General features: G+C 69.9%; 15 protein-coding genes. 13 read left to right on the top strand and 2 right to left on the bottom strand.

From position 1 onward, the window contains the following. The first annotated feature begins 286 nt into the window (after nucleotides 1–286). The 4 genes from BKK81_RS24415 (at nucleotide 287) to BKK81_RS24400 (ending at nucleotide 4825) form a co-directional block, all read left to right on the top strand. Nucleotides 287–1381 (top strand): flagellar hook-length control protein FliK, encoded by a 1095-nt coding sequence (locus BKK81_RS24415; RefSeq protein WP_442873418.1) that lies wholly within the window; start codon nucleotides 287–289, stop codon nucleotides 1379–1381. 183 nt (nucleotides 1382–1564) lie between these two features. After that, nucleotides 1565–2218 carry a DNA oxidative demethylase AlkB gene (alkB, locus tag BKK81_RS24410; protein ID WP_071018421.1) on the top strand — a complete coding sequence of 218 codons (654 nt, stop codon included), beginning with the start codon at nucleotides 1565–1567 and terminating at the stop codon, nucleotides 2216–2218. A 98-nt stretch (nucleotides 2219–2316) separates the two neighbouring features. Further along, a complete protein-coding gene (locus tag BKK81_RS24405; RefSeq protein WP_071018420.1) occupies nucleotides 2317–3240 on the top strand; it encodes a LysR family transcriptional regulator in 924 nt (307 codons plus the stop codon). A 580-nt stretch (nucleotides 3241–3820) separates the two neighbouring features. Beyond that, nucleotides 3821–4825 carry a porin gene (locus BKK81_RS24400; RefSeq protein ID WP_231908236.1) on the top strand — a complete coding sequence of 335 codons (1005 nt, stop codon included), beginning with the start codon at nucleotides 3821–3823 and terminating at the stop codon, nucleotides 4823–4825. Nucleotides 4826–4930: 105 nt separating this feature from the next. Here the strand turns inward: BKK81_RS24400 and BKK81_RS35620 are convergent, their stop codons facing one another. Then, on the bottom strand, nucleotides 4931–5221 hold the full coding sequence (locus tag BKK81_RS35620; RefSeq protein WP_156811434.1) for a hypothetical protein: 291 nt from the start codon (nucleotides 5219–5221) through the stop codon (nucleotides 4931–4933). Between the two features lie 30 nt (nucleotides 5222–5251). After that, nucleotides 5252–7843 (bottom strand): bifunctional aconitate hydratase 2/2-methylisocitrate dehydratase, encoded by a 2592-nt coding sequence (gene acnB, locus BKK81_RS24395; protein WP_071018418.1) that lies wholly within the window; start codon nucleotides 7841–7843, stop codon nucleotides 5252–5254. Between the two features lie 441 nt (nucleotides 7844–8284). On the opposite strand from acnB, the gene fliL reads away from it, so the two are divergent. From fliL to BKK81_RS24350, 9 genes are all read left to right on the top strand, one after another. Further along, nucleotides 8285–8767, top strand: coding sequence for a flagellar basal body-associated protein FliL (gene fliL / locus BKK81_RS24390; RefSeq protein WP_071018417.1), 483 nt, complete (start codon nucleotides 8285–8287; stop codon nucleotides 8765–8767). 146 nt (nucleotides 8768–8913) lie between these two features. Continuing rightward, nucleotides 8914–9924, top strand: coding sequence for a flagellar motor switch protein FliM (gene fliM, locus BKK81_RS24385; RefSeq protein WP_071018415.1), 1011 nt, complete (start codon nucleotides 8914–8916; stop codon nucleotides 9922–9924). Continuing rightward, entirely contained in the window at nucleotides 9917–10348 is a 432-nt protein-coding gene (fliN, locus tag BKK81_RS24380; RefSeq protein ID WP_071018413.1) for a flagellar motor switch protein FliN, read from the top strand. Before fliM ends, fliN begins: the two co-directional genes overlap by 8 nt. Beyond that, entirely contained in the window at nucleotides 10345–10812 is a 468-nt protein-coding gene (gene fliO / locus BKK81_RS24375) for a flagellar biosynthetic protein FliO (protein ID WP_083384403.1), read from the top strand. The genes fliN and fliO overlap by 4 nt, the downstream gene beginning before the upstream one ends. After that, nucleotides 10809–11603: a flagellar type III secretion system pore protein FliP gene (gene fliP, locus BKK81_RS24370; RefSeq protein WP_071018411.1), complete on the top strand. Its 795-nt coding sequence runs from the start codon at nucleotides 10809–10811 to the stop codon at nucleotides 11601–11603. Before fliO ends, fliP begins: the two co-directional genes overlap by 4 nt. 69 nt (nucleotides 11604–11672) lie before the next feature. Next, the gene (gene fliQ, locus BKK81_RS24365; protein WP_071018409.1) at nucleotides 11673–11942 is read left to right on the top strand and encodes a flagellar biosynthesis protein FliQ; all 270 of its coding nucleotides are present in this window, start codon (nucleotides 11673–11675) and stop codon (nucleotides 11940–11942) included. A 10-nt stretch (nucleotides 11943–11952) separates the two neighbouring features. After that, the gene (fliR, locus tag BKK81_RS24360; RefSeq protein ID WP_071018407.1) at nucleotides 11953–12738 is read left to right on the top strand and encodes a flagellar biosynthetic protein FliR; all 786 of its coding nucleotides are present in this window, start codon (nucleotides 11953–11955) and stop codon (nucleotides 12736–12738) included. 351 nt (nucleotides 12739–13089) lie between these two features. Then, nucleotides 13090–14742 carry a M30 family zinc metallopeptidase gene (locus BKK81_RS24355; RefSeq protein WP_335582891.1) on the top strand — a complete coding sequence of 551 codons (1653 nt, stop codon included), beginning with the start codon at nucleotides 13090–13092 and terminating at the stop codon, nucleotides 14740–14742. A gap of 112 nt (nucleotides 14743–14854) precedes the next feature. Further along, nucleotides 14855–16564, top strand: coding sequence for a hypothetical protein (locus BKK81_RS24350; RefSeq protein WP_071018405.1), 1710 nt, complete (start codon nucleotides 14855–14857; stop codon nucleotides 16562–16564). Nucleotides 16565–16601: the final 37 nt, after the last annotated feature.

Raw genomic sequence — 16601 nt, 5'->3', positions numbered from 1 at the left:
CAAGGCGCGCGACAACGGTGGCAGCAGCAACAGCAACAGCAGCAGCAGCAACGGCGGAAACAACGCCAGCAACAACGCCAGCACCGGTAGCAGCAGCCAGTCCGGCAACGCGGCCGCGTCGACGGCGGACAGCAACGCGGGCAAGGCCCAGCAGGCGGCCCCGTCCAGCTCGCAGGCCGCCGCCGCGCAGGCGCCTGGCAATGCATCCGGCACGACCGCGGCCAAGCCAGGCGCCGCTGGCAAGGACCAGGACGACGACAGCGCGGTCGACGCCGCGCAGGCCGCCATGCCCGACAGCGCCGCCCTGGCGGCCCTGGCCGCGGCGCAGATGACGCCGTTCCATGCGGCCACGGCTGCGCTTCCCGATGGCAAGCTCCAGGCGGGCAGCGGCGGCGATGCGGCGGCACTGCCGGGCGCCGGCGGCAACGGCAGCGCCGCGGCAGGCAATGCGGCCGCCACCACGCTGGCGGCGATCGCCTCGCAGCGGGCGGCGCTGCAGGGCAATGCCACCGCGACGGCCGGCAATGCGGACGACGCCGACGCGGCCCAGGCCCCGTCGGTCAGCGCTGCGCAGGACGCCAAACCCGCCGCAGCCACCGCCACCGGCACCGGCAAGCAGGACCCGCTGCAGGCCTTGCTGGCAGGCCAGGCCGGCAAGAACGGCACGGGCACGACGACGGGCACCCAGGGCACGGCGCTGGCCGCCACGGCCGCACCGGGCGATGGCGCCAAGGGTGCGGCCCAGGCCGCCACCGCGCCGAGCGCCGCCGTGACCGGCGCCGGCGGCGCCACCACGGCCGCTGGCGCCAAGGCCGCCGCCACCGACACGGCGAAGAGCATGGACGCCGCCACCTTCGCCGCGATGGCCGGTGTCCAGGCCGGCGGTACGCAGGCCGCCCAGCCTGCCGCGACGGCGGCGCAGGCCGCCCCGCTGGCGGTATCGCCGCCGCTCGGCGACGCGCAGTGGCCGCAGGCGCTGGGCCAGCAGATGGTGCGCCTGACCACGCAAGGCAGCCACACCGCCGAGCTCGACCTCAATCCGCCCAACCTCGGGCCGCTGAAGGTCGTGCTGAACGTGGTCAACGACCAGGCCCAGGCCCAGTTCGTCTCGCCGCACCAGGCCGTACGCGCGGCGGTGGAAGCGGCGCTGCCGCAACTGCGCACCTCGCTGGCCGAAAGCGGCATCCAGCTGGGCCAGACCTCGGTCGGCGCCGACAGCTTCGCCGGCCAGCAGCCCGGCAACGGCCAGTCCCAGCAACGCCAGGCCTCGAGCGGCGGCTTCGCCCGGCTGGCCGGCGTGGGCGACAGCAACGCGCCCGTGCAGACCGTGACCGTGCCGGTCCGCCAGCTCGCGCGCGGCGAGATCGACACCTTCGCCTGAGCACCGGCGGGTGACCGCGGGTGCCGGAAACGGTACCCGCCGCCCTCACCCTTCCCGCCCCCTTCCCGCCCCCTTCCGGCCCCCTTCCGGCCCCCTTCCCGCCTGCCCGGCCGCGCCGGGCGCCGGTATCATGGCAGTGACGAACGGCGGCGCCGCACCCGGCGCGCCGTGCCGCGTGCAGCCATGACCTTCGACCTCTTCGATGACCTCCCCCCCGAAACCCCGCATACCGAGCCCCTCGCGGCCGGCGCGGTGATCCTGCGCGCCTTCGCCCATGCCGCCGCGCCGGCGCTGCTGGAGGCGGTGGCCCGCATCACGGCGAGCGCGCCCTGGCGCCACCTCGTCACGCCGGGGGGGCAGCGCATGTCGGTGGCCATGACCAACTGCGGCAGCTTCGGCTGGGTGTCGGACGCGCGGGGCTACCGCTACGAGCCGGCCGACCCGCTCAGCGGGCAGCCCTGGCCGGCCATGCCGGAGCCGTTCCGCACCCTCGCGGCCGAGGCCGCGCAGGCGGCCGGTTTCGCCGGCTTCGCGCCGGATGCCTGCCTGGTCAACCGCTACCTGCCCGGCACCCGCCTGTCGCTGCACCAGGACCGCGACGAGCGCGACCTGCGCGCGCCGATCGTGTCGGTCTCGCTGGGCCTGCCCGCCACCTTCCTGTTCGGCGGCCTGCAACGCACCGACCGCACCGCGCGCGTGCGCCTGGCCCATGGCGACGTGGTGGTGTGGGGCGGTCCGTCGCGGCTCGCCTACCACGGCGTGGCGCCGCTGGCGGACGGCGACCATCCCCTGTGCGGGCACGAACGCATCAACCTGACCTTCCGCCGGGCGCGCTGAGGCGCCCGGCGCCCGGCGCCCGCCGCTGCGCCGGGGCCTGGCACGCTCCCTGCTAGTGAGAGCACAACGCTCTCACACGGCCTCGTCCGCACGCACCGATGCTGCACCCGCCCAGACTCTATCTCTACCTCGACGCGGTGGCCCGCCACGGTTCCATCCGCAAGGCCGCGGCCCAGCTGCACGTGGCCTCCACCGCCCTCAACCGCAAGATCCTCGAAGTCGAGGAACAGATCGGCACCGCCCTGTTCGAGCGCCTGCCGCGCGGCGTGCGGCTGACCGCCGCCGGCGAGGTGCTGGTCGCCACCATCCGCCGCAGCCTGGCCGATCTCGATGCCGCCGCCGCGCAGATGTCGCAGCTGCGCGGACTGGTGCGCGGCAGCGTGCGCCTGGGCGCCGCCGAATCGGTCGCCAACGACTTCCTGCCGGAGGCGATCGGCCGCTACCAGGCCCGCTATCCGGGCGTGCAGTTCCGCGTCACGGTGGCCGGCACCGGCGACCTGCTGGCGGCCTTGCGCGAGGACGAGACCGACCTGCTGCTGACCCACGATCCGCCCGCCTCGCCGCTGCTGCAGGAACTGGCGGTATCGTCTCAACCCTTCTGCGCGATGCTGCGGCCCGACCATCCGCTGGCCGGCCGCAGCACCTTGCGCCTGGCCGACTGCCAGCCGTATCCGGTCGCGCTGGGCCCGGAGTGCTTCGGCAGCCGGCGCCTGATCGACGCCATCTGCGCGCGCAACCGCCTGAGCCTGCGCGTGATGCTGCAGGCCAGCAGCGTGGAGATGCTGAAGAGTTTCGCGCGCGAGACCGGTGCGATCTGCTTCCAGTTCCAGGCGGGCACGCTGCGCGAGGCGCGCGCGGGCACGCTGCACGCGCTGCCGCTGAGCGACCCCGAGCTGTGCGCCGGCCGCCTGGTGCTGGCCACGCGCAAGGGCCGTGCGCTGCCGCCCGCGGTGGCTGCCTTCGCCGAGCACCTCAAGGCCTCGCTGGCGGATCTGCACCAGCCCCTGAGACAGGCGGCCTGAGACCGTGGCGCGGCATGCCGCGCCACGGTGCGCGCCGCGCACACATTTTGCGCGCGCCATGAGCCAAAAATAGTGCTGGTTGCGCGCAGGCGAATTCCGCAAACTGGACCCGACACGAACCGGCACCGCCGCCTGGCGACCGGCGCCGACAGCAGCCACCTGCGCGCAATGCAGGGGAAACCATAAGACCGACGCAGGACGAGCCGCCATGCCCGCCACCCACGCTACCGCCACCCTCAGCACCATCCTCGGCGCCACCCTCGTCGCCATCCGCCCGCAGCGCGCCGGCAGCCCGCCACACGGTATGCGCCGCGCCGGCTAGTACCGCGCCGCCCCCCCTCCTGACGCCCCCTCGCGCCGTCACCACGGCAAGAGCCAGCCGGCACCGGTCCGCCTCCGCGCGACCGGCCGGCGCGGGGGAGCTTTTGCCTGAACCATCGCAACCACGACCAGGGAGTCCTCCATGTTCCAGTTCCAGTTCCAGCCCCACCCCCGCACCCGTCCGCACGCCAGGCTGCGCGCCACCACCGGCAAGGCCCTGCTGGCCGCCGCCGCCGCGCTGCTGGCCAGCGCGGGCGCCATGGCACAGTCCAGCGTCACGCTCTACGGCCAGGTCGACACCTATGTCGGCAGCTCGCGCGCAGCCGGCGGCCAGCGTGCCTGGCAGGTCGGCGCGGGCGGCATGCAGACGTCCTACTGGGGCATCAAGGGCACCGAGGACCTCGGCAACGGGCTGAAGACCATCTTCGACCTGAACGGCTTCTACCGCGCCGACCAGGGCGCGATGGGCCGCTTCACCGGCGACACCATGTTCAGCCGCAGCGCCTTCGTCGGCCTGCAGAGCGACAAGGCGGGCACCATCCGGCTGGGCCGCAACACCACGCCGTATTTCATCTCCACCATCCTGTTCAACCCGCTGGTGGATTCCTATGTGTTCGCGCCGTCGATCTTCCACACCTACTTCACCGCGCGCAGCGGCGCCGTCTACGACCCCGGCATCATCGGCGACTCGGGCTGGAGCAACTCGCTGGTCTACTCCACGCCCAACTTCGGCGGGCTCACCGCCAACTTCATCTACGCCTTCGGCGAGCAGGCGGGCGACAACGGCAAGAACAAGTGGGGCGGCAACGTGCTCTACTTCAACGGCCCCTTCGCCGCCACCGTGGCCTTCCAGCAGGTCAAGTTCAACAGCGTGCCGGGCGACGTGACCTCGCCGGCGGCGCTGGCGGGCTTCGACAAGCAGAACGCCGTGCAGGTCGGCCTGTCCTACGACTTCAAGGTGGTCAAGCTGTTCGCGCAGGGCCAGTACATCAAGTCCAACGTCAACAACACAATCGGCGACATCAAGCACACCAACGGCCAGCTCGGCGCCTCGGTACCGATCGGGGCGGGCAGCGTGCTGGTGTCGTATGCCTATGACAAGACCAAGAACAATGTGGGCGATTTCAACCGCAATACCGTGGGCATCGCCTACGACTACAACCTGTCGAAGCGCACCGACCTCTATGCGGCCTACTTCTACGACAAGCTGAGCGGGCAGTCGCACGGCGACAGCCTGGGTGTGGGCATCCGCCACAAGTTCTGAGGGACGCGCGGATGCGCGGCGGATTGCGCCCCGGATTGCGCGCTTCGACACTGCCTGGCTGAATGGCGGCTTGGCCGGTCCTTCGGACCGGCCGTTCGCGGACGGCTACGGCAACTCAATCGCCAGCCGCGCGCGGCTGGCGCTCCGGTGGAGCGCGCCGATGCGATCCATCCAGCCTAGTCCAACGGATCGCTGAAATCGGACGGTGCGGATGGTGCGGATGGTGCGGATGGTGCGGATGGTGCGGATGGTGCGGATGGTGCAGATCGTGCGGATGATGCCCGCCGCGGCGGGCATGCCGCGTGCGGCGCCGCGCGCCTGACCGTGGCGGGAGGGCGCTGCCGCGGCCGCCCGCCGAAAGAAAACGGCCCCGCGCTTGCGCGCGGGGCCGTTCACCTGCTTACCGCTGTGTGCGGACGGGCCGGCTTACACCGACACCGTGTCCGCGACCTCCTTGAAGTCTTCGATCTGGTCGAAGTTCATGTACTTGTAGATCTTGTCGCCGTTGGCGTTGATCACGCCGATGTCGGCCATGTACTCGTCCTTGCTCGGGATGCGGCCCAGGCGCGAGCAGATGGCTGCCAGTTCGGCCGAACCCAGGTACACATTGGTGTTCTTGCCGAGGCGGTTGGGGAAGTTGCGGGTCGAGGTCGACATCACCGTGGCGCCTTCGCGCACCTGGGCCTGGTTGCCCATGCACAGCGAGCAGCCCGGCATTTCGGTACGCGCGCCGGCGGTGCCGAACACACCGTAGTGGCCTTCCTCGGTCAACTGCTTCTGGTCCATCTTGGTCGGCGGCGCGACCCACAGCTTGACGGGGATGTCACGCTTGCCTTCCAGCAGCTTGGAGGCTGCGCGGAAGTGGCCGATGTTGGTCATGCACGAGCCGATGAAGACTTCGTCGATCTTGGCGCCAGCCACGTCCGACAGGGTCTTGACGTCGTCCGGGTCGTTCGGGCAGGCCACGATGGGCTCGTGCACGTCGGCCAGGTCGATCTCGATCACGGCGGCGTAGTCGGCGTCGGCGTCCGGCTCCAGCAGCTTCGGATCGGCCAGCCATGCCTCCATGGCCTTGATGCGGCGCTGCAGGCTGCGCGGGTCCTGGTAGCCCTCGGCGATCATCCACTTCAGCAGCGTGATGTTGCTGTTGATGTACTCGATGATCGGTTCCTTGTTCAGGCGCACGGTGCAACCGGCGGCCGAACGCTCGGCGGAGGCGTCGGACAGTTCGAACGCTTGCTCGACCTTCAGGTCGGGCAGGCCTTCGATTTCCAGGATGCGGCCGGAGAAGATGTTCTTCTTGCCTTGCTTGGCCACGGTCAGCAGGCCTTGCTTGATGGCGTACAGCGGGATCGCGTTGACCAGGTCACGCAGGGTCACGCCGGGCTGCATCTTGCCCTTGAAGCGCACCAGCACCGATTCCGGCATGTCCAGCGGCATCACGCCGGTGGCGGCAGCGAAGGCCACCAGGCCCGAGCCGGCCGGGAAGCTGATGCCGATCGGGAAGCGGGTGTGCGAGTCACCGCCGGTGCCGACGGTGTCAGGCAGCAGCATGCGGTTCAGCCACGAGTGAATCACGCCGTCGCCCGGGCGCAGCGAGATGCCGCCGCGGGTGCTGATGAACTGCGGCAGGGTGTGGTGGGTCTTGACGTCCACGGGCTTCGGATAGGCCGCGGTGTGGCAGAACGACTGCATCACCAGGTCGGCGGAGAAGCCCAGGCAGGCCAGGTCCTTCAGCTCGTCGCGGGTCATCGGGCCGGTGGTGTCCTGCGAGCCCACCGAGGTCATCTTCGGTTCGCAGTAGGTGCCCGGACGGATGCCCTTGCCTTCGGCCAGGCCGCAGGCGCGGCCGACCATCTTCTGCGCCAGGGTGAAACCCTTGCCGGTGTCGACCGGGTTCTGCGGCAGGCGGAACAGCGTCGACGGGGCCAGGCCCAGCGCTTCGCGCGCCTTGGCGGTCAGGCCGCGGCCGACGATCAGCGGAATGCGGCCGCCGGCGCGCACTTCGTCGAACAGCACGTCGGACTTGACCTTGAACTCGGCGATCACTTCGCCGTTCTTCAGGGCCTTGCCGTCATAGGGACGCAGTTCGACCACGTCGCCCATTTCCATCTTCGACACGTCCAGCTCGATCGGCAGCGCGCCGGCGTCTTCCATGGTGTTGTAGAAGATCGGGGCGATCTTGCTGCCCAGGCACACGCCGCCGAAGCGCTTGTTCGGCACGAAGGGGATGTCTTCGCCGGTGAACCACAGCACCGAGTTGGTGGCGGACTTGCGCGAGGAACCGGTACCGACCACGTCGCCCACGTAGGCGACCAGGTGGCCCTTGTCCTTCAGCGACTCGATGAACTTGACCGGGCCGCGCTTGCCATCTTCCTCGGGCTGGAACGCAGCGCCTTCGCGCTTGTTCTTCAGCATCGCCAGCGCGTGCATCGGGATGTCGGGACGGGTGGTGGCGTCCGGGGCCGGCGACAGGTCGTCGGTATTGGTTTCGCCCGGCACCTTGAACACGGTGATGGTCAGGCTCTGCGGCACTTCCGGACGGCTGGTGAACCATTCGGCGTCGGCCCAGCTCTGCAGCACGGCCTTGGCGTTGGCGTTGCCCTGGTCGGCCTTTTCCTTGACGTCGTGGAAGGCATCGAACATCAGCAGGGTCTTCTTCAGCGCGTCGGCGGCCACGCCACCCACTTCGGCGTCGTCCAGCAGCTCGATCAGCGGGGAGATGTTGTAGCCACCCAGCATGCTACCCAGCAGCTCGGTCGCCTTGGCGCGGCTGATCAGTGCGCAGGTTTCCTTGCCCAGCGCCACGGCGGCCAGGTAGGAGGCCTTGACCTTGGCGGCGTCGTCCACGCCTGCGGGCACCCGGTGCGTGATCAGGTCGACCAGGACCTGCTCCTCGCCGGCCGGCGGATTCTTCAGCAGTTCGATCAGGTCGGCGGTCTGCTTGGCGGTCAGCGGCAGCGGAGGAATGCCGAGCGCGGCGCGTTCGGCGACATGGGCGCGATAGGTATCAAGCATGGGAACCTGCTATGTAATAGGGTTTCAAAAAAACGCGTGGCTACGCGATTGTAAGGCTAAGTGCGCCCAAGGTCAAATGTCTTATATCTTATATAAGAGTAAGCCGACCAAGACCGCCCCCATAGAGAGCGCTCACTCTCCCTGCGCCGCCTGAAATACCGGAACATCGCCTGACTGGCAGCACAAGATCGGCAGTCCGCCGGCGTCCGCAACAGACATGCGGTCATGCCGTCCGGCTGGCAGCCACCCGGTGCGCCGCCGGGTCCCGCTCAAGTTCCGCTTGCGGCATTCGTTAACCTGATGCATATGCGATCCGTACCGCGCATGACCCGATCCGTCCGCCTCAAACGGTCGATCTGACCGGGTTTCGCCCTTTTTTTCGACCCTTTGCCTGCCGCTGATTCCCACAAGAATGGCAGGGCATTCCAAGACAGGCTTCTCATGGCGAACACGCTTTCCCCCTCCCAGGCCGGCGGCAACACGAACAAGCGCGGCCGGCTACTGCTGATCGGCGCCGTGCTGGTCGCAGTCCTGGGCGCTGGAGGCTTTTTCCTCGGCAGCCTGCTCAGCAACCGGCAGCCGGCGGCGCCGGCCGCGCCCGTCATCCCGCCGCCCATCTTCGTGCCGCTGGACGCCTTCACGGTCAACCTCAAGAGCGAGGATGGCGAGCGTTTCCTGCACACGGCGATGTCGCTGAAGGTGGCGGACGAGGATTCGCGCACGCGCCTGACGGCCTACCTGCCCGAGGTGCGCAGCCGCATCCTGCTGCTGCTCTCGGCCAAGCGGCCGGAGGAACTGGCCACGGTCGAGGGCAAGCGGCAGCTGGCGCAGGAACTGCAGCGCGCGCTGACCGAACCGTTCACCAAGGGCTTGCCGCCGCAGAAGATCGTGGATGTTCTGTTTACTTCCTTCGTGGTGCAGTAGGCCGATGCCCTGCCCCGCGAGCCAATCCGATATGAAGCCGCCACCCGCCTCGTCTCCGATCCGCCGGCCCGCCAGCCGGCAGCGGGCGGGCTGAGCCGGAATCCAAGCGCTTCGACCAATCAGCCGCTCATGGGGCAGGACACTAGATGGCCTACGACAAGTTCCTTTCGCAGGACGAGGTAGACGAACTACTCAAGGGCGTGACCGGTGAAACGGACACGACCGAAGATGCCGGCATCGCCGTCTCGGAAGACGGCGTGCGCCCGTACAACCTGGCCACGCAGGAACGCATCGTCCGCGGCCGGCTGCACACGCTCGAGATCATCAACGAGCGCTTCGCGCGCCAGCTGCGCACCGCGCTGTTCAACTTCATCCGCCGCGGCGCCGACATCTCGGTCGGCTCGGTGCGCATCGAGAAGTACGGCGAGTTCGTGCGCAACCTGCCGGTGCCGACCAACCTGAACCTGGTCCACATGAAGCCGCTGCGGGGCACCGCGCTGTTCGTGCTGGACCCGAACCTGGTCTTCCTCGTCGTCGACAACCTGTTCGGCGGCGACGGCCGCTTCCACACCCGCGTGGAAGGCCGCGATTTCACCCAGACCGAGCAGCGCATCATCCGGCGCATGCTCGACCTGACCCTGGAGAGCTACGGCCACGCCTGGCGCACCGTGCACCCGATCGAGTTCGAATACGTCCGCTCGGAAATGCACACCAAGTTCGCCAACATCGCCATCCCCAACGAGGTGGTGGTGACCACCGCCTTCCATATCGAACTGGGAGCGGTGGGCGGGCAGATGCACGTCTGCTTCCCGTACTCGATGATCGAGCCGGTGCGCGACCTGCTGATGAACCCGCTGCAGGACGAGGTCGAGGTCGACAAGCGCTGGCTCCAGCAACTTTCCCAGCAACTGCGCGCGGCCGAAGTGGAACTGGTCGCCGAGTTCACCCATGTGCAGAGCAGCGTGGCCGACGTGCTGGCGCTGCGCGCCGGCGACGTGCTGCCGATCGAGCTGCCGGAGATGATCTTCGGCAAGGTCGACGGCGTGCCCGTGATGCAGTGCGGCTACGGCACCATGAACGGCCAGTACTCGCTGCGCGTGGAACGGATGCTCAATCACCAAGAAAGCGATTCCAACAAGGAAACCGATCATGACTGACGGCAAAGAGGACAAGCCGGTCGACCCGATGGACGACTGGGCCAGCGCGCTGGCTGAGCAGACCAGCGCCACCGCTGCCGCCGAGGCGAGCACGCCGGTAGCCGCGCCCGCCGCGGCCACCGTCTTCCCCCCGCTGGCCCAGGAGGCCCCGACCGGCTTCCACAACGATATCGGGATGATCCTCGACATCCCGGTGCAGCTGACGGTGGAGCTGGGCCGCACCAAGGTGCCCATCAAGAACCTGCTGCAACTCGCGCAGGGCTCGGTGGTGGAGCTCGACGGCCTGGCCGGCGAGCCGATGGACGTGCTGGTCAACGGCTACCTGATCGCCCAGGGCGAGGTGGTGGTGGTCAACGACAAGTTCGGCATCCGCCTGACCGACATCATCACGCCGTCCGAGCGCATCCGGAAGCTGAACAAATGAGTGTGAGTGTGTGCGTGCGCCGGCGGTGGCGGGACAAGGCGACGCCAAGCGCGCTGCTCCTGCTGCCGCCCGCGGCTCACGCCTTCGCCCCGGCCGCCTCCGAGGCGACGGCCCACGCCGGCAGCAGCGCGGCCGCCAGCCTCGCCCAGCTCGGCCTGGGACTGTTCTGCGTCATCGCGCTGATCCTGGCGCTGGCCTGGTTCGCGCGCCGCTCCGGCCTGGTGCGGCAGGGCCAGGCCGGCGTCATGCGCACGATCGGCAGCGCCATGCTCGGCGCGCGCCAGCGCCTGGTGCTGGTCGAGGTCGGCGATACCTGGCTGGTGCTGGGCGTCAGCCCCGGCGAGATCCGCACCCTCCATACGCTGCCCGCGCAGCGTGCCGAGGCCGCGCGTGCCGAAACGACCTCGGCCAGCAGCTTCACCGAGAAACTGCTGCGCTCGATGCAGGAAAACCTGAAGTCATGATTCCCCTGCATGCTCCGGCGGCGCCACGCCGCCGGTACTCTTCCCTGTTGCTGCCGGCGCTGCTGTGCGCGGCGGGTGCCGCGCTGGCGCTCTCCCCCGCGCTGGCGGGCGCGCAGGCACTGCCCGGCGTGATCAGCAAGCCGGCACCGGGCGGCGGCCAGATCTGGTCGCTGTCGGTGCAGACGCTGGTCCTGCTGACCTCACTGTCCTTCCTGCCGGCGGCCATGCTGATGATGACGGGCTTCACCCGCATCATCATCGTGCTGGGCCTGCTGCGCAGCGCGATGGGCACCGCCAGCTCGCCGCCCAACCAGGTGCTGGTGGGGCTGGCGCTGTTCCTGACCTTCTTCGTGATGTCGCCGGTCTTCGACCGCATCTACAACGATGCCTACAAGCCGCTGGCGGAAAACAAGCTGAGCCTGGAAGACGCCGCCGCCAAGGCCAGCGTGCCGCTCAAGAGCTTCATGATGAAGCAGACGCGCGAGAAGGACCTGGCCCTGTTCGCGCAGATGGCCAAGACTCCCGAGATGCAGGGCCCCGAGGATGTGCCGCTGTCCATCCTCGTGCCTGCCTTCGTCACCAGCGAGCTGAAGACCGCCTTCCAGATCGGCTTCACCATCTTCATTCCCTTCCTGATCATCGACCTGGTCGTGGCCAGCGTGCTGATGGCCATGGGGATGATGATGGTGCCGCCGGCCACCATCTCGCTGCCGTTCAAGCTGATGCTCTTCGTGCTGGTCGACGGCTGGCAGCTGCTGCTGGGCTCGCTCGCGCAGAGCTTCCTGAACTGATCCGCCCGACGGCACCGACCGTCCCAACCGTCCGATCCGTCCCACCGCGGCACGCGCCAGGCTTCCGACATGACTCCCGAGACCGTGATGACCATCGCCACCCAGGCGATGAAGATGACGCTGCTGCTGGCGGCGCCGCTGCTGCTGGTGGCGCTGGCCGCCGGCCTGGTGGTCAGCCTGTTCCAGGCCGCCACGCAGATCAACGAGATGACGCTGTCGTTCATCCCCAAGCTGGTGGCCCTGTTCGCCACCATGGTGCTGGCCGGCCCCTGGATGATCAACACCTTCGTCGACTACATGCGCGAAGTCTTCCAGGGCATCCCGGGACTGGTGCACTGACGGCCGCCCCGTGCTGAACGTCACCTCGGTCCAGCTCTACACCTGGATCGCGACCTTCCTGTGGCCGCTGTTCCGCCTGCTTGGCCTGTTCAGCGCGGCACCGCTGTTCAGCGAGGCGTCGATTCCGCGCCGCGTCAAGCTCGGCCTGGGCATGGCGCTCGCCGCCATCGTCGCGCCGACCATCGGCGAGGTGCCGGTGGTACCGGTGTTTTCCTATGACGGCCTGCTGATCATCGTCAACGAGGTCGGCATCGGCCTGGCCACCGGCTTCACCATGCGGCTGGTGTTCGCCGCGGTGCAGTCCGCCGGCGAGATCATCGGCCTGCAGATGGGCCTGTCCTTCGCCACCTTCTTCGACCGCAGCGCCGGCGGCCAGACCATGGTGCTGGGGAGCTTCCTCAACGTCGTGGCCATGCTGATCTTCCTGGCGATGGACGGACACCTGGTGATGCTGGCCACGCTGGTCGACAGCTTCAACAGCCTGCCGATCGGCGGCACGCCGCTGTCGGGCCAGGGCTGGCTGGCGGTGGCGCGCGCCGGCGGCACGATCTTCTCCTCCGGGCTGCTGCTGGCCCTGCCGCTGATCGCGGCCCTGCTCACGCTGAACCTGGCCATGGGCATCCTCAACCGTGCCTCGCCGCAGTTGTCGATCTTCGCCGTCGGCTTCCCGGTCACGCTGGCGGGCGGCCTCCTGGTGATGTCGCTGGTGATGCCGCAGATGGGCACCTACATGCTGCACCTGATCGAGATCGGCCTGTCCTCGCTGAACGCCGTGCTGGCGCAGCTCGCGCACTGACGCGCACTGACGCGACCGACACGTACCGACACGCACCGACACGCACTGACACGCACCGACACGCCGCGGTGCGCCCGTCGCCTGGCCACTGTGGCGCCACGGCCACTTCAATCCCCTCTTCGCGGCCTTCAACCCCCGCGCTTCCGCTGCCGATAACCCCTTTCAGCAGGAGCAAACCGCGCGCGCCCCGACACCTGCCCAACGTGAAAGCTAACAAGGGAGAGACCCATGCATTCATTGCAGGGAAATCACCGGCTCGTGGGGTCAACCAACCCGTGTGCATGCCATGCAGGCCAGCGGCCACAAGCATGCCCCGACACCCATGCCGTCGCAACGATACGACGCCCCGCCTTGCGCGGCGCACTGGCCGGCCTGCTGTCCTGCCTGGTGCTGGCCGCCTGCGGCGGTGGCGGCGATGACAGCGCCGGCAGCAGGAACGGCAGCGGCACCACCGCGACCTCGTCGCCGACCGGCACGACCACGCAGCAGGTCACCATGGCGGCCGCCTGCAACGGTTGCAGCGCGCTCGGCCCGCACACCTATGCCGGCTCCGGCATCGGCGTCTGGCAGGGCAGCAATGACGGCAGCGATACGGCCACCGTGCCGGTCAGCATCGCCGGGCTGACCGGGCAGGACGTCACGCTGGTGCTCACCAACACCAGTTCGGCAGCGGCGACGATGCCGCCGATCACGCTGGCGGTCTCGTCGCTGGTCGAGCCCTCCCGCACCATCCAGCAGGCCGGACAGAGCGCAGAAAGCGCGCGCACCGATATCAGCGACTTCAACCGCAGCGGCTGGGCCAGGCTCGCCACCGCCGCCAACGCGCCGCGCCTGTCCGTGCAGTCCGCGGCCAGCGTCACGCCGGCCGCGCTCGGCAGCACGCGCGACTGGTACTACAAGGACGGCTCGGTGCGCAGCGCCACGCTGCAGGGCCAGTGGACCGGCTCGGACGGCGCCGTCATCAACCTGTGGGTGGAGAACAGCGAGTCCGGCCCCGGCATGGTGACGCCGGCCTTGGTCAGCACGCTGGGCTCGACCTACGCCCGCGCCGGCGGCATCTATGACATGCTGCGCACGGTGGGCGGGCCGGTCTGGGGGCCGCACAACTACAACAACCTGATCGCCGGCAGCGGACAGCCGATCGACCTGGTGGTCATGAACTTCGACCGCAACAACGCCCCCTACGGCCTGGTCGGCTACTTCTGGGCGATGAACAACTTCGTCAACAGCAGCACCACGCCACTGAGCAACCAGTCGGTCTCGCTGTACCTCGATTCGGAGACGCTCTACCTCGGCGGCAGCCGGGGCGTGCAGACCATCCTGACCACCATGGCGCACGAAAGCCTGCATATGCAGAATTTCTACCGCCGCAGCATCAGCATGGGCCCGCTCTACGCGTTCTCGACCTGGCTCGAGGAAGCCACGGCGATGATGATGGAAGACTTCGCCGACTTCACCATCGACCCGAGCTACAACGCCATCCGCGATGTCCGCCTGCCGGACTACATCGCCTACGGCGGCGGCAGCTACGACTGCGGCCTGACGGTCTGGACGCCGTTCTCGGGCAGCTGCGAGAGCTACTCCGTGTCGGGCTCCTTCGGCGGCTTCCTCAACCGGCAGCTCGGCCTGGCCTTCTACAAGAACCTGCTGACCAGCGCCAGCAGCATGGATTCGCTGGCCTCGCTGGATGCCGCCATCAAGTCGGTGCAGCCGGACTCGGGCGTGGTGGACCAGCTGACGCGCTGGGGCGCCACCACGGGGGCCCTGATGAGCGCCGCGCAGACGCCCTCCGGCTACGGCTATCCGCTGCGCGCCGACAGCGGCTTCACGCTCCCCGCGATCGACCCGGCCACGCTGGCGGCCCAGCGCACGCTGGCCAGCACCGTGCCGGCCATGCTGCAGGCCTACGCCAGCTTCCCGGTGGTGCGCAAGGCGGTCAGCGGCACCTACAAGGAAGCCGTACAGGTACCGGCCGGCAGCACGCTGTCGATCGTGGTCCAGTAGCGCTGCGTCGGCGCGGCGCAGGAGCGGCCGGCGGCATGCCGTAAGATGCGGGGCAGCCGGCGCGGGCGGCATCGAGCCCGCGCCACGTCCGCGCCACGTCCGCGCCTCGCCCATGCCCCTTCGCCCGCCCCCCCTGATCGTCGACCTGTCCCCGCCCTGCCGCGTCGATGGGCAGCCTGCCCGGCCCCAGTCGGTCTGGCTGCTGGCGCGGCTGCGCTACGCGCAGCTGGCCGGCGAGGACGGCGTGACGGCCGCCACGGTGCGGGCGCGCTTTGCGCGCGCGGCCGATATCCGCATGCCGGTGTCGCGCGCCTTTGCCGACTTCCGCCGCTGGCAGGTAGCGGTCGGCTGGGGCCTGGAGCGCGGCACGGCGCCCGCCCGCCTCGATCCGGCACGGCGCAGCCAGGGCCCGTTCTGGCTCGCGCCCGGCGCGGGCCGCCGCCTCGCCTTCATGCTGGACGGCAAGCGCGCCGGACGCGCGGCACTGGCCCGCTATCTCGACCTGGCCTCGGCGGCGGCACCGGGCGGCGAGGCGCAGGATGTCGCGGCGGCCCCGGCGGGACTCGGCTATGCCCTGGCCGAGCCGGCCTTCTGGAACCACCTGACCCACGCCATGCGCGGCCTGCGCATGGGCGCGCCCGGCAGCCCGGACAGCGGCATGGCGGCCGCCTTCCAGGCCGCGCGGCGCTGTGCCGGCGACGATTTCCAGCATGCCCTGGTACTGCTCAAGGAAAGCCTGGCCTGGCGCCGCAACGATGAACTGGAGCGCTGCCGCGCCGCGCTGTACCGCTTCGACCGTATCGTCATCGGCGGCGGCCTCAGCCAGTCGCTGCCCACCTTCGCCGCGATGGCCCACGTGGTGCGCGGCTGGGAGCGCTATGCGCGCGGCGACACCGCCGCGGCACGCGCCGAGCTGGACAGCCTGGCCGCGGCGCGCGCGCTGCGGCCGGTGCTGCGCTACAACCCGCGCGTGCGCTTCGAGTACCTGAACCTCGGCGCGCTGCTGCACAAGCACGACGCCATCGCCGCCACGCAGCCGGCGCCGTCCGGCGCGCGCCAGCCGCGGCGCCGGAGCACGGCCGGCGCCAAAGCCGCGCAGGCGGCCCTGGCCGCCTTCTCAGGCGCGCTGCAGGCCGCCTACGAGGCCGACTCGGTGGAAGCCGCGCAGCATGCCGCGGCCAACCTCGGCTGGTGCCTGTGGCTGTTCTGGCAGCACGGCCTGATCGATGGTGAGCGCGCACTCGCGCCGGCCGCCGTGCAGTGCCAGGCGATGCGCTGGCTCGGCCTGTCCGAATGGATCTGCGACCGCTTCGGCGTCGGCGGCGGCTCGGCCTGGAACCTCATCTTCCTGTTGCGCGTGGCGCGCGGCAACTGCCGCCCGGCCGACGGCAGCGTGGCGGCCTTCCGCGCGCAGCAGCCGCTGCGCGTGGCGGACGCGGTCGAAGCCCTGCGCCCCTTCCACGCGCCGCTGGCGCCGGCCAAGGGCTTCGTGCGCTGGTCCTCGGCGGCGGCCTTCGCCATCGAAGAACACGACAGCGGCCATGCCCGCCTCGGCGCGCTGCAGCTGGCCAACCTGCTGCTGGAATCCGCCTGGCACCTGACCCGCGAGGAAGGCGGCAGCCGCGCGGCCTGCGCTGCCATCGAGCGCCTGGCCCGGCAGGTCAGGGCGCTGCGCCCGGCCGAGCGGCGCTTCTTCGCCGACCAGGTGCGGGCCTTCCCGGACACGCTGCGCGCGGTGGCCGGCGAAGCCGGCGGGGCTGGCGCGGCCGACCAGACCAGCGCATCCGGTCGCGGCACACGCCGGCGCGCCCCCGCGCGCTGACCCGGCGGCGCCCGCCGCTCGCCGCAACTCGCTGCCT

It is taken from the genome of Cupriavidus sp. USMAHM13 (assembly GCF_001854285.1).
GTDB classification, from domain to species: Bacteria; Pseudomonadota; Gammaproteobacteria; order Burkholderiales; family Burkholderiaceae; genus Cupriavidus; species Cupriavidus malaysiensis.
This window is presented reverse-complemented; position numbering and strand designations above follow the sequence as displayed.